Origin of the sequence: Psychromicrobium lacuslunae (assembly GCF_000950575.1) — a bacterium.
In the GTDB taxonomy this organism is placed as follows: Bacteria; Actinomycetota; Actinomycetes; order Actinomycetales; family Micrococcaceae; genus Renibacterium; species Renibacterium lacuslunae.
On the sequence record NZ_CP011005.1, the window covers coordinates 573,919 to 586,689 of the forward strand.

Annotated in this window: 13 protein-coding genes; 6 read left to right on the forward strand and 7 right to left on the reverse strand. The window is 60.2% G+C overall.

The window, feature by feature from the left end; all coding sequences use genetic code 11:
• Positions 1-57 precede the first annotated feature (57 nt).
• The 5 genes from UM93_RS02635 to UM93_RS02655 all read right to left on the reverse strand — a co-directional run bounded on the left by UM93_RS02635 (position 58) and on the right by UM93_RS02655 (position 4,727).
• Complete coding sequence (locus tag UM93_RS02635; protein ID WP_045073486.1) at positions 58-423, reverse strand: VOC family protein; 366 nt, start codon at positions 421-423, stop codon at positions 58-60.
• A gap of 37 nt (positions 424-460) precedes the next feature.
• A complete protein-coding gene (locus UM93_RS02640) occupies positions 461-1,486 on the reverse strand; it encodes an LLM class flavin-dependent oxidoreductase (protein ID WP_045073488.1) in 1,026 nt (341 codons plus the stop codon).
• A 155-nt stretch (positions 1,487-1,641) separates the two neighbouring features.
• Positions 1,642-3,258: a beta-N-acetylhexosaminidase gene (locus tag UM93_RS02645; RefSeq protein ID WP_045073490.1), complete on the reverse strand. Its 1,617-nt coding sequence runs from the start codon at positions 3,256-3,258 to the stop codon at positions 1,642-1,644.
• A 9-nt stretch (positions 3,259-3,267) separates the two neighbouring features.
• Positions 3,268-4,062 (reverse strand): DUF2071 domain-containing protein, encoded by a 795-nt coding sequence (locus tag UM93_RS02650; protein WP_157874079.1) that lies wholly within the window; start codon positions 4,060-4,062, stop codon positions 3,268-3,270.
• Positions 4,063-4,229: 167 nt separating this feature from the next.
• Positions 4,230-4,727: a MarR family winged helix-turn-helix transcriptional regulator gene (locus UM93_RS02655; RefSeq protein WP_045073492.1), complete on the reverse strand. Its 498-nt coding sequence runs from the start codon at positions 4,725-4,727 to the stop codon at positions 4,230-4,232.
• 39 nt (positions 4,728-4,766) lie between these two features.
• On the opposite strand from UM93_RS02655, the gene UM93_RS02660 reads away from it, so the two are divergent.
• From UM93_RS02660 to UM93_RS02675, 4 genes are read left to right on the forward strand one after another with little or no spacing between them, the layout of a single operon-like run.
• Entirely contained in the window at positions 4,767-5,726 is a 960-nt protein-coding gene (locus tag UM93_RS02660; protein WP_082056994.1) for a DMT family transporter, read from the forward strand.
• A 4-nt stretch (positions 5,727-5,730) separates the two neighbouring features.
• Entirely contained in the window at positions 5,731-6,588 is an 858-nt protein-coding gene (locus tag UM93_RS02665; RefSeq protein WP_157874080.1) for a putative protein N(5)-glutamine methyltransferase, read from the forward strand.
• 4 nt (positions 6,589-6,592) lie between these two features.
• The gene (locus UM93_RS02670) at positions 6,593-7,147 is read left to right on the forward strand and encodes a YbaK/EbsC family protein (RefSeq protein WP_045076754.1); all 555 of its coding nucleotides are present in this window, start codon (positions 6,593-6,595) and stop codon (positions 7,145-7,147) included.
• 58 nt (positions 7,148-7,205) lie between these two features.
• Complete coding sequence (locus UM93_RS02675) at positions 7,206-8,579, forward strand: DUF2252 domain-containing protein (protein WP_045073496.1); 1,374 nt, start codon at positions 7,206-7,208, stop codon at positions 8,577-8,579.
• Here UM93_RS02675 and UM93_RS02680 read toward each other — a convergent pair.
• Complete coding sequence (locus tag UM93_RS02680) at positions 8,548-9,396, reverse strand: alpha/beta fold hydrolase (protein WP_045073498.1); 849 nt, start codon at positions 9,394-9,396, stop codon at positions 8,548-8,550. The two genes, UM93_RS02675 and UM93_RS02680, sit on opposite strands and share 32 nt — an antisense overlap.
• A 385-nt stretch (positions 9,397-9,781) precedes the next feature.
• Here UM93_RS02680 and UM93_RS02685 point away from each other — a divergent pair, with 385 nt between their 5' ends.
• Positions 9,782-10,450 carry a LysM peptidoglycan-binding domain-containing protein gene (locus UM93_RS02685; RefSeq protein ID WP_045073500.1) on the forward strand — a complete coding sequence of 223 codons (669 nt, stop codon included), beginning with the start codon at positions 9,782-9,784 and terminating at the stop codon, positions 10,448-10,450.
• Positions 10,451-10,591: 141 nt separating this feature from the next.
• Here UM93_RS02685 and UM93_RS02690 read toward each other — a convergent pair whose 3' ends face one another.
• A complete protein-coding gene (locus UM93_RS02690; protein ID WP_045073502.1) occupies positions 10,592-11,602 on the reverse strand; it encodes a LacI family DNA-binding transcriptional regulator in 1,011 nt (336 codons plus the stop codon).
• A 125-nt stretch (positions 11,603-11,727) separates the two neighbouring features.
• Between UM93_RS02690 and UM93_RS16990 the strand changes: the two genes are divergently transcribed.
• Positions 11,728-12,771, forward strand: a complete 1,044-nt coding sequence (locus tag UM93_RS16990; protein ID WP_052663552.1) for an alpha/beta hydrolase — start codon at positions 11,728-11,730, stop codon at positions 12,769-12,771.

Below are 12,771 nucleotides of genomic sequence, written 5' to 3' on the forward strand. Positions count from 1 at the left end.
TCCACTATATCGACCGCGCCTGGGAGTTCTCCGATTGGAGGCTCGGGCAGAGAATTCTCAGCTCGGCAACTGGCTAACCAAGCCCACGGTGTTGCCCTCGGGATCTTCGATGAAACCCTGCCACTCATCGGTGCCCGCGGGGCCGAGCGTGTCGTCGTCGTGATGGAAGATTACCGCGGCTTCGGAGACTACCCGGAACCGATCGCGGAATTGTTCGATGCTGATTCGGACATCTGGCACCGCTAAGTAAAGCAGCGCGGAGGGGGCTTTATCGTCGAGGAGCAGGCGGACGCCGTCGAGGTCGAAGAAGACCAAGCCAGGGGGCACGAAACGGGCGGTGGGTTCGACGCCCAGCAACTCCCGGTAGAACGCCGTCGCCCGGTCAAGATCCTTGGCGTGCTGCGCAACTTGAACTAGTTTCATCGCTTTTCCTCCACTTGTTCCTGCCTTGGGCTGAAGTCTAACCGTCGGCCGGACGCCATCCCAGCTTCGGTGCCAGTGCACCGGCGATATCGCTCAGGATCTGCTCGTAGTCAGCCTGCCCGAAGCTGAACGGCAGCGCGAAGGCGACTTCTTCGACCTCGCCGAAGGCCCGGTTCTCAGCGAGTTTTTCGACGATTTCCTCCGAGCTGCCAACCAGATCCGGTGCAAATAGCATCCTTCGTGGGCCTTGCGGGCTGAGGGTCCGCTCGAATCGGGAGGCGGCGTACTCGCGGTAACGCTTAGCTTGTTCGACGCTCGCGCTGTCGGTCGGAATCACCACCAAGCCCTGAGAGACCCGGGCTTGATGACCGGCCGAGTGCAGGGATCGGAAGCGTTCTACCTGGCTGAGCTGGGCCTCGTCGAAACTCGCTGACTCATCGGCGCTGGTGACGCTGCTAATCAGCAGATTGAGATTGTGTTGCCCGGCCCACTCCGCGGAGCGCAGGCTGCCTGCGCCGTACCAAACTCGTGCCGCCAGCCCGGGTGAATGCGGCTGAACCCGATCCGAGAAGGCTTCGACAGCGGTCTCCTGACCGGCAAAGCGGCTCACTGCCTCGCCCCGCAGATTATGTAGTAGGCGCTCGACCCGCTGGTAACTGAAATCTTCCTGCGCCCAGCTATCCGGGTACAGATGCTCCTTGTAATCCTCATAGTGCAGGGGCACGCCAACGCTCACCCCGGGGTTCAACCGGCCGCCGGAAAGCAGATCGACGGTAGCCAGATCTTCGGCCAGTCGGAGCGGATTTTCGGTGCCCAACGGGATCACCGCGGTGCCGAAATCAATTCGTTTGGTGCGCTGGCTGGCGGCCGCCAGCACGGTCAGCGGAGAAGAAATCCCGAATTGCAGGTGCCGTTGCCGTAGCCAGACACTGTCAAAGCCCAGTTCTTCGCCGAGTTCGATGATCCGCAGTGTGGCTTCATGACCGGTCCGCGGATCGTGTTCGTCGAAAAGACCGATGGTGAGGAAGCCGAGCTTGCGCAGCGGCCGACCCAGCGATGACATAGCGGCTCCTTGTGGTGGTGAGATCTTTAGCCATTCTGGCACTAGCCGGAACTGACTAAGCCATCTCGTGGTCATCTCACGACATCAAAGGAAGCAGCAGCCCGGGAAGAGCACGCGACTGTCAAGTGACGGCGGCGCAATGCGGTGTGGTGGGACTACCGATCAGCGATATTAGCCACCAGCTGTTCCATGAACGCTTCGCGGCCCTCACGGCTGGCCGGCCGGCCAATCACCCCCGGGCGTTGTTGCCAGGGCAGCGGTCCACTAGCCTGCCGATACTCCACACCGATAGCGTCCAGTCGTGCTAGCTGGTCGGCTAAGCGCACCTCGAAATCGGCGAAGTCTCGCTCGGCGGAGCTCCACAGCGCTTCGGCAATAGCGCACAGTCGAGGGAAAGCGAAATAGTCGATGGTGCGTGGTGAATCCATGTGTTCGGTCCAAATATTGGCCTGGCCGCCGAGCACATGCTTGGCCTCCGAGGGGCTGAGCTCGGCGGGCACCGGCTCGAAAGCGTAGGCGTCCTGCACACTGACCGCGATCGCCACTGGAATTGGTTCCTCGGCCAGTTCAGATTGCCGGTAGTCCAGATAGACGACGTCGTCCGGGCAGGCAATCACGTCGTGACCGCGCTTCGCGGCGGTGACTGCGCCGGTCATCCCGCGCCAAGACGCGACCAGGGCGTTCTGCGGGACGCTGCCTTCCAGAATCTCGTCCCAGCCGAAGATCCTCCGGCCCTTGGCGGTGACGTGTTCGGCGAGTTGGCTGATGAACCATGCTTGCAGGCCTTCACCGTCGTGCAGGTCGAGTTCGAGCATCCGCTGTTGGGTGCGCGGATCGGCGAGCCATTGTTCCTTGGGGCACTCGTCGCCACCAATGCCGATGAACGGCGAGGGGAAGAGCTCCATCACTTCGTCGAGCACGTTTTTGAAGAATTCAACCGTGGAATCCTCAAGGTTGAGCACATTCGGATTCACACCCCACCGGGTGAAGACCGGCAGTTGCTGGCCGGTTACGCCCAGTTCTGGGTAGGCTGCCAGGGCGGCTTGCACGTGACCCGGAGACTCAATTTCGGGCACCACTGTGATGTGACGCTGTGCCGCGTAGGCAACGATTTCCCGAATATCGTCTTGGCTGTAGAAACCGCCGTGCGGCCGGCCATCGGCGGGTGCGCCGTCGTAAGCGCCGACCTGGGTTTCGGTCCGCCAGCTGCCAACTTCGGTGAGCCGCGGGTAGCGTTTGATCTCGATCCGCCAACCCTGATCTTCGGTCAGGTGGAAGTGCAGCACGTTGAGCCGGTGCATCGCCATCAGGTCAATGAAGCGCAACACTTCGTGTTTGGGCTGGAAATGCCGAGCGGTGTCAAGCATTGCGCCACGCCACTGGAAGCGCGGACCATCCTCGACCAAGCAGGCCGCAACTGACCAGGCCACCCCCGGTGCCGCGGCCTTGCGATAGACCGCAGCCGGAAGTAGCTGCAAAAGCGCAGCACAACCATAGAACACTCCCGCTGCATCGCCACCAGTGATATCGATCCGTTCCTCGGTGATCTCCAAACGGAAGTTTTCGGCGGCCAGCTCGGTCGAAAGTGCCAGCCGGATGCTGCCCTCGGTAGCTTCTCGCAGCGCTAAGCCGCTCCCCGGGCGAAGCGCCGATTGCAGCCAGCTCAGTTCATTGAAAAGTTCACTAGGGGCGGAGATCGTGGTCTCCGGGCCGAGGTTGAATTGACCGGTTCGAGGCAACAGAGTCTTAGGGCGGGGGAGCAGAGTGGGCATTCCTCCAAGCTACCGGCTGGCTTCAGTGCTCGGAAGGCTTTCTGCCAGCAAAGTTCCTGCTGAGCTCCAATAGCTGGGAATGTTACGCATCAATAGTGCGCTATCGAAGCTGATCGCCGAGCTGGGCAAGGTGTCGAAAAAGGAAGAGCTCAGGCTGAGCATCTCGGCAGCTTCGATCTGCCAGCGTTCGGTGCCTAGTCGGACGCCTTCGACGACGCCCTGTTGGTGTCCCGGGGACCAAGCAACCTTGCCTTCGGCGAAGAGAGTAGATGCCTCGGCAAGATTGCCGAACAAGGTACTGGGCCATCCCATTGAGGCGCGGGCTTCGACCTCGAGCTGCGCCTCGGCCGAGGTCATTCTGATGTTGAACTGGGAGGCGGTCTCGGCCACCGTGAATCGTGCTTTGTGGTGAGCCCCCGGGAAGACCCGGCCGCCGCCGAGCACCGGAAGCCAGGAGGCGCTGTGGCGGAGCGGAATATAGACGCCCTGCTGCGCTGGGTCCTCGGGCCGCTCCACCGCGATCCGGTGCGCGGCATTCTCTGCCCGCCAGCCCCAACTAGCCGGGAGCCAATCGCCGGTTATTCCGTCCGGCCGGATCTGGCCGAGCCGGATCAGACAGATCCCGGCTAGCGCACTTCCGTCGACGAGTCGCACTCGCAGTGGCGCTGGCAACATGCTTTGAGCCAGCGCCGGGTCCATCCGATAGTTAATCAGTAATCGACGTTCGATCGTGGCGCGCAAGGAAAGGCGTGAGGAAAAGCGTGAGGAAAACCGCTGGCGTTGAGTTCCTGGAGGCAAGTTCATCTCTTCAGCGAACACCTTCTCCGCCAGGAAAATTGAACACGCACGCACCACCACAGACCCAGGCAGCGTCGTACGCCCATGCGGTGTCTGCCGAGTTCGGAGATCTGCACGTTATGAGGCCCTCATAACGTGCAGATCTCCGAACTCGATGGCTTGTCGGGCGGGGTTTAGCCCTCGAAATACTTGAGCCAGCCGGCTAGGAGCCGTTCGAGCTCTTTGGCGTCAGGCTCGGACAACACCGACAATAGCCGGTGTTCGTTCTTCATATGCTCGGTGAAGGCCTGGTCGATGAGCTGACGTCCGGCGTCGGTCAGTCCCACCACCCGAGCTCGACCATCGCTTTCGCTCACCCTGCGGCTGACCAGCCCAGCGCGCTCTAGACGGTCTATCCGTTTGGTGATGGCGCCGGTGGTCACCATCGTGAAGGATGCCAGCTCACCTGGTGCGCGTTCAAAAGGCGCGCCCGCCCGGCGCAGCGCTGCCAACACATCAAAGTCCCCCTCGCCTAAACCGAAGCGCTGATAGACCACGGCGAGTTCCTCGCTGAGAAATCCCGCCAAACGGTGCAGTCGTCCAATCACCCCCTGCGGGCTGACATCTAGCTCGGGACGTTCCTGCCGCCACTGGGCTTGAATCCTGGCCACATGATCTAAAGAGTCACTCACTCTGTTATTTTACCTTCCGAGGAAGATATAATAGTTTCCATGGAAGGTAAATTTCGCTGGTTGTTGATCGTGGCCATCGCTCCGGTGGCGTGGGGGAGTAACTACTACGTGACACGGAACTTCTTGCCCGCGGACTACCCGCTATATGGGGCGCTTTTCCGCGCCCTGCCGGCGGGTTTGCTGCTCTTGATCTTCGTTCGGAAGCTGCCCAGCGGTTCGTGGTGGTGGAAGGCGTTAATCCTCGGCACGCTCAACGTCGCGGCCTTCTTCGTCTTGATTTACCTAGCCTCGCAACTGCTACCAAGCAGTATTGCTGCCACGATTATGGCCACCTCGCCATTAGTGATGATGGGCTTGGCCTGGCTGCTGCTCGCCGAGCGACCGATGGTATTGCAATGTGTGGGGGCCGTCTTCGGCGTCGCTGGGGTGGCGTTGCTGCTGGGCACCGCGAGCAATGGCGTCTCGACTCCCGGGGTACTTGCCTCGGTGGCGGCCATGCTGCTGTCCTCTTGCGGTTATGTGCTGAGCAAAAAATGGGGTGCTGAATTGGAAATCCTCACTCTGACCAGTTGGCAACTCGTTGCCGGTGGATTGCTATTGATACCGGTGGCGATCGGTTTTGAAGGGGCGCCGCCCGCTTTGACGATGCCTTCCCTGCTCGGTTTTGGGTATGTCACGGTGATTGCCACCGCGGTAGCGTTTGTTACCTGGTTCGCTGGCTTGAGACATCTGGGTTTCGGTTCAGCCGGGTTGCTCGGCCTGCTCAATCCGGTCACCGGGGTGTTTCTTGGCGTGGTCCTGGCTGGCGAGCTGTTGAATGGCCAGCAAGTAGGGGGCCTGGGAATGGTGTTCTTTGGCATCTTGATTGGTCAGCCGCTGTTGACCCAGCGGTTTCGTCGGGCCAAGGGGTTGCCGATAGGCGGCACGACGCCTGGTCAATTCGGAGCGCCTGGGCAAGCTAGAACGGCTCGCGAAGATCGTGGGGCGACGATACGCTGAGCCGGTGGAACAGAGCGACTATTCGACGATAGTAGATCGACTGCGGGCGGCCGGCTGCGTTTTCGCTGAAGAGGAGGCGGCGCTGCTCATTGCGGAAACAGAAAATCAGCGGGAGCGGGAGAGTCTTGTGCAGCGTCGGGTTGATGGTTTCCCACTGGAATATCTGCTCGGCTGGGCCGAGTTCTACGGCTTGCGAATAGCAGTCGCTCCGGGTGTTTTCGTGCCGCGACGACGCACCGAGTTCTTAGTGAACCAGGCCCTCCGGCTGCTGCCTGCCGCGAGCAAGCCGATAGTCGTCGACTTATGCTGCGGAGCCGGAGGTATCGCCGCAGCCATTGCCACCGCTCGCCCCACTGCCGAAGTGCATGCCGCCGACCTGGATCCGGCAGCAGTGGGCTGCGCACGACAGAACTTGGCGTCTTTTGCCGGTGCTGCTAGTACTAGCAGCACTGCCGGTACTGAGCTGTCACTAGCCCAAGCCAGCGTTCACCAAGGAGAGCTTTTTGAGGCTTTACCAGCGATCTTGCGCGGCAGGGTTTCGCTGCTGGTGGTCAATGCTCCTTATGTGCCCACCGAGGAAATCGCCCTGATGCCCGCCGAAGCCAGGCTCTACGAAACTTCCAGTGCGCTCGATGGCGGCCAGGACGGCCTTGATATCCAGCGTCGGGTCGCTGCGGAAGTGTCCAACTGGATAGCGCCGGGGGGACACATCGTGATGGAAACCAGCGAACGGCAAGCACCTGCCAGCGCTGAACTTTTTGCCGAGCAGGGGCTGAGCGTGCAGGTCCGAAGCTCCACTGAACTTGCCGCCACGGTGATCGTCGCCGGTGTTCCGGGTGGTGGAGCGGATGCGGCAGAATGAGGAAATGGCTCACTATTCCTTAGGCACCCTGGAAACCACGGCCGCGTTATCGCGGCCCGAGCTACTGGCCACTTCGACGGCCGAATACTTGAGCAGATTTAGCGCCGCCGCCGAAGTAGGAGTGGTGGAAATCGACCCGGAAATCTCCGACACCGCCTCCACCATGGAAAGCTATCAACTGGACCCGCAAATACTTGTTAACTGCGTGATTGTCTCGGGCAAGCGCGAAGGCGTCGAACGGATAGCGGCTTGTCTGGTGCCGTTCCACAAACGGGTCGATATCAATGGGGTGGTGCGCAAGCGTCTTGACGTGCGTAAGGCCTCCTTCTTGCCGAGGGAGAGTGCCGTCGAACTCAGCGGAATGGAATTTGGCGGCATCACCCCGATTGGGCTGCCGTCGGAATGGCCAATCCTGATCGATGCCGAAGTACTTCAGCAACCGCTGATCTTGATTGGCTCCGGGGTGCGCAAGTCCAAAATCATCCTGCCCGGCCAGGTACTGGAGCACCTGGATGGGGCCGAGATTGTCGATGATTTAGGCAAGGTAGTGTCTAACTGAACCGCTGATTGGCGAGGTTCCGTGGGTATGATTCGGTAAACCAATAGCAGGGGACCTGATGATTTCTTCCACCCATCAAGTAGTGCATAACGATTCTGCCGAGCAACAACGGCAACGCGGCAAGGAGCTTCGGGCGGCGATACCGCGAAAGCGGTTGGCCGAGTTCAGTCCGGCTGCGGACCGCGACCCGTTGGCGATTTTGGCGGAGCAGAATCGTGGCCGCCTGCAACCGCTAGTTCCGGTGCGCTTCGAGCGGATGTCGGAGTCGCCGTTCGCTTTCTACCGCGGCGCGGCAGCGGTGATGGCCGCCGATTTGGCGGGCACGCCGAGTACCGGGGTCTATGTGCAAGCCTGCGGCGATGCACATCTTTCGAACTTCGGCGTCTACGCAGCGCCGGATCGAGAGCTCATCTTCGACCTCAATGACTTTGATGAAACCACCCCAGGGCCGTGGGAATGGGATGTGAAACGGCTGGTCAGCAGCATTGTGCTGGCCGGAGAGCAACAAAACCTGAGTGCGAAAGATCTTGGCAAGGCTGCGGTTGGCACAGCGGCGGCTTATCGGATCTCAATTCGTCGGCTCGCCACCATGCCAGCGCTGGACCGGTACTACCAGCGAATCTCGAAAGCCGAGATTCTGCGGGCTGCTAGTTCGATGGACCAGGCAGCTCAGCAGGTTACCGCTAAGACCTTGCGGAAAGCGGAGCGAAACACCTCGGAGCGGGCGCTCAAAAAGCTCGCCATCGCAGATGTTGAAGGCGGCTTACGAATTGTCGAACAACCGCCCTTGGTGGAGCATTTACCCATCTTCGATGTGGACCGAGTGCGCCCTATTGTGGAAGCCTATTTGCGTTCGGTGAGCCCCGATATTGCCGCTTTACTCAGTCTTTATCGTTTCCAGGACGCGGCGATGCGGGTGGTTGGCGTGGGCAGTGTAGGGACTCGCTGCGCTATCGTGCTGCTCACCGACCCCTCCGGATCGCCGCTCTTCCTGCAACTCAAAGAGGCAAATTCCTCGGTTTTGGAACGTTTTGCTGGCGCTTCGAGTTTCGCCACCCCGGGGGAGCGGGTGGTGGCCGGGCAGCGCATGATGCAGGCGGCGTCAGATCCCTTCCTCGGTTGGTTCAGTGCGGAAGGCGTCGCCTTCTACGTTCGGCAGTTCCGCGATATGAAAGGCTCAATTGATCTTGCGTTATTACAGGCCAAGAGCCTGCTGCGTTACGGCGAGCTATGTGCTCGCGCGCTCGCCCGGGCGCATAGCCAACTCGGGGCGGCGGCGACCATTGGGGCGTATCTCGGTGCGGGCGAAACCGCCGACCACGCGCTGGCCGAATTCGGCGAACGCTATGCGGAGATCACCCGCCTTGACCATGCCAAGCTGCTAGCGCAATCGTCCGATGCTAGTGAGCAGCCTGAGAAACAGGAAGGTTGAACGCTGCGACAGTTGCACCGAGATTCTCGCGCCATGGCAGATGCCCTAATCCTGGAAGGAGGGTGAACTCAGAGTTCGGTGTCAGCGCGGCGAGCCTTTCTACCGCGCGATAAGGCCTAGGGTCTTCGGACCCGTGAATCAAATGATTAGGCACTCGCACCGACGCCGCCAACTCAGCGAGGTAGCCTGACTCCCAACTGCGACATTCAGCCCATATCTCCCGATGCAGCGCATAGTTGAGCGGCCGCAGTTCTGCTGCGTCTCGGGCCGCCAGACGCCGACCCACTTCTGGATCACCGTAATCTGTTTGCCAGCTGAGCCGACGGAATTGACGCTCTTGCTGGCTAGTTCGCTGCTGCATTGCGCCGAGTAGTTGCAACCGCTGCCAATCCGAAACAGAGTGGCGTTCCCGCACCGCCTGCTGGAACTCTGTTCGCCATTCACCGACGCCCAATCCGCTGAGGTAGTTCAATGAAGCAGTCTGCTGCGGATGACCGGAGGCATAGGCCAAGGCTAGATATGCACCGAAGGAATGGCCGATCACTGTTATTTGCCCCTCGCCTGACCACTCTCGGAGAGCCTCTAAATCTTGATCGAACCGGGCCATCGTGTAGGGAGGCGTGTGGTCGGATTCGCCACACCCGCGCTGATCATAGGTGTAGACCTTGGCATAGCGAGAAAGCTCGATGGCGAGTTCGTCGAAGTAGTCCCACATTCCCGGCCCGCCGTGAATGAGAACGATCGCAGCCCGATCGGTGGATTCTCCATAAGTACGCACTGCGAGACGGCAGCCGTCGTCCATTGTGATCAATTCCATATTAGGCGGCTTATCGGCCCTCGATGAGTGTCTGCATTCGCTGAGTTTAGCGGCTTCCGGAACCTGCGTCAGTGGCCAGGATCCTGGTTTCATGGGGAATCTTAGCTACTTCATAGCCATCTGGGTCAGACCGCGAAATGGCGGCGATCCGGCGGCACAGAAACTAAAGCTACGCCCGATTTTGAGCCGTTACCAATTTGTGATCTTCAAAAAATGTGCGTATTGTCGCTGGATAGCCACGGGCCGCGCCCGTGCACACTAGCTGTTCTCCGCCCAAGCCGCTGAGGGGACAGTCTCAAAAAGCCACCGAATGAGGAGCGGTGAGCGGCGCAGTTTCTGCGGTTTCGACCGCGCGAATGTTGTGGGCAGCCGAAGTCGAAACACCATGATGAATACCAAGATCACCCGGACTGCAGGACGCGTACTAGCCGTTGCCGCAATTGCTGGCGCAGGACTCGCGGTCAGCTCCACTTCCGCTCAAGCCGCCGATGGTTCCACCTGGGACGCTTTGGCGCAGTGCGAATCAGGCGGCAACTGGGGCATTAATACCGGAAACGGATACTCCGGTGGCCTGCAGTTCACACAGAGCACCTGGGCCTCCCACGGCGGTGCTGGCAGTGCACAGAACGCTAGCCGGGCCGACCAGATCGCCGTCGCTGAGCGGGTATTGCAGACTCAGGGCTGGGGTGCCTGGCCCGCTTGCTCGGCCAAACTCGGCCTGAGCGGTACCGCCGGCGCTGCTCCGCAGGCCGCTCCGGTGCAGCAAGCTCCTGTCCAGCAGGTGCAGCAAGCTCCTGTCCAGCAGTTCAGCCAGGCAGCTCCCGTACAGCAGGCCCCGGTACAGCAAGCTCCGGTGCAGCAGGCTCCTAGCCACCTGGGAACCGTTAAGCTTTCCGGCAAGACCTACACCGTCAAGGCCGGGGATACCCTGAGCAAGATCGCCGAGGCTCTGAAGGTCTCCGGCGGCTGGCAGAAGCTGGCTGATGCCAATGCTGCAGCGATTTCCGACGTCAACCTGATCTTCCCGGGTCAGGTACTGAACCTGCCGGCCTAATCGAGCCGCTGGAGTTCTTGAGTTTTACCGTTTGAGTAGCTTTACCAGTTGAGTGGTTGGCTGGACGATGTCATGTCGTTCAGCCAGCCACTCAGCTTTTACTTTTAAGCTGAGTCCGCCACTGAGCCGGAACAACTCGCCTCAGCAGCTGCTTCGCAGCACTAGCTCGGGTGCGAGCGAGACGGATTGGCGGGCCGAACCCGGATTCTCAATCGAATCGAAGAGCAGCCTTGCGGCGACCCGGCCAGATTCTTCAAAGGGTTGCCGAATCGTGCTCAATCCTAGCGCTGCGGCGAGTGGGCCGTCATCGTAGCCCAGTACCGCTATTTGGCTGCCTTCCTTGAGTTCCCGCAGCCCGGTGAGCGCGCCGGCGGCCAGATCATCGTGATTACCGAAGAAGGCCGTCGGTGGCTGATGCCCGTTGAGGAAATCGGCAATATTTCGCTGCGCTGCCTCGATGCTGCCGTCAGGAACTTCGCAGTCGATCACCATGAAGCCAGCGGCCTTTCCACCAGCTTCATCGATAGCGCGAGCTAAGCCGTCGCGACGCAGCATGCCGGCCGAGATGTATCGCGAAGAGTGTTGCCGCTCGTGCAGGAAACCGATCCGCTGATGTCCCTGTGCAATCAGGTGCTTGCCCGCCAGATAACCGCCATGCTCGTCATCGACAAGCACTTGACTGAAGAAATCCTGAAGTAGATCGACGGTGATCACCGGGGCCCCCCACTTGAGGATCCGCTCGGCGCCGTCCGGTGAAAAAGGTAGGCCCATCACAATAATGCCGTCGATATCTCCCCGCAGCGGCAGCGAGTCGAGCAGCGGGGAAGCGGAACTTACCACCGCTTCGTGGTCAAAAATGCTGACTTCGATACCTTGGGCTGAGCAAGCTTCCAAAACGCCCATCAGACGCCGCCGGTACGATTCATAGCTACTGAACGGGGCGAAGACAGCGATCCTCGAGGCACCCTTTTTTGCCCTGGCGCTCGGCGTGCGAGCCGGTTGATAGCCGAGTTCTCCGGCCGCATCCAGGATGCGCTGTCGGGTTGCTTCATTGACGCGCTGCGGGTGATTGAACGCAAGGGAGACTGTCGAGATGCTCACCCCTACGCGTTCCGCTACGGCATGGATGGTGGTATCGGCTGCTCTGGGCATGAGGTAACTCTAGCAATCGAGTTGGAGACACCTTGACAAGCTCCGACCTAGGTTTCAGTATTGTTTTATCGAAGCATTTTATGCATTGGATTCGATTGACTATTTCGGTTCAAAGGAGAGCGACAGTGGAAGAGCAAGCTAGCGATGCTCTGGTGCTGCCTGAGGGTGCTGAGCCAGCCGCCATTGAATGGGCGCAGCGGATTAGTGAGATCAATCGAGAACTCGATGCGCGTCTAGCCGCTGGCGAGGAACAGACCCCGCGAACACGTGCTCGGGAACTCTCCGACCGCTTGGCGATGGAATTCACCAATCCCATCAACCCGGACTGCGAAATCAGAGAACTGAGCATTCCGGTGCGATCTGGATTTTTGACCGTTTTCCACTACCGGCCCAAACTTTCGAGTGAGCTTGTCCGGCCGGTGCAGTTATTTTTTCACGGCGGCGGATTCGTGCAAGGCACACCGCGTGAGCAGATTAATCATCGCCTGCTCAGCGAACGCTCGGTGGCTAGTGGCTGCGATATTCTCGCCACGAGCTATGCGCTGGCGCCGGAACAGCCGTTCCCAGCAGCGCTCAACGACGCGGTAGATGCCCTGAACTGGCTTGCCGAGCACGCAGCGGAACAAGGCTGGGACCATCGCCGAATAGGAATTGGGGGCAATTCGGCGGGAGCGAACATCGCAGCATTGCTGGCTTTGCACGCCCGCGACCACGCCGGGCCGGTGATAAGTCATCAGTTGCTGGAAGTGATTCCAGCTAGCCTCAAACTAGAACACACCGAATCCTTCCGGCTCTATGCAACCGCTTCTGATCTCGCCCAATGGAAGACGCTGCTTGAGGCCTATCTTGGCTCGATGAACGATCCAGAGACCCTCAAAGCGGCCTCACCACTGTTGTATCCCACCTTGGAGCGGCTCCCCGCCACTTTGGTGATGGTTGCCGAGTTTGACGCGGTGCGGGACAGTGGCATTGAGTACGCCACCAGGCTATTGGAAAGCGGCGTCGACGCGCGGCTGTGGTGCGGCACCGCTCAACTGCATGCTTCCTCTGGACTTACCGCGGTCTCGGCGGCGGCTAGACGGTGGCACCAAGTAGCGGCGAAAGAATTGAAAGAACATCTGGTGGCGAGGGCCTCGCAGAAAAAACAAGCAGTTCAGCAAGGAGTTTAG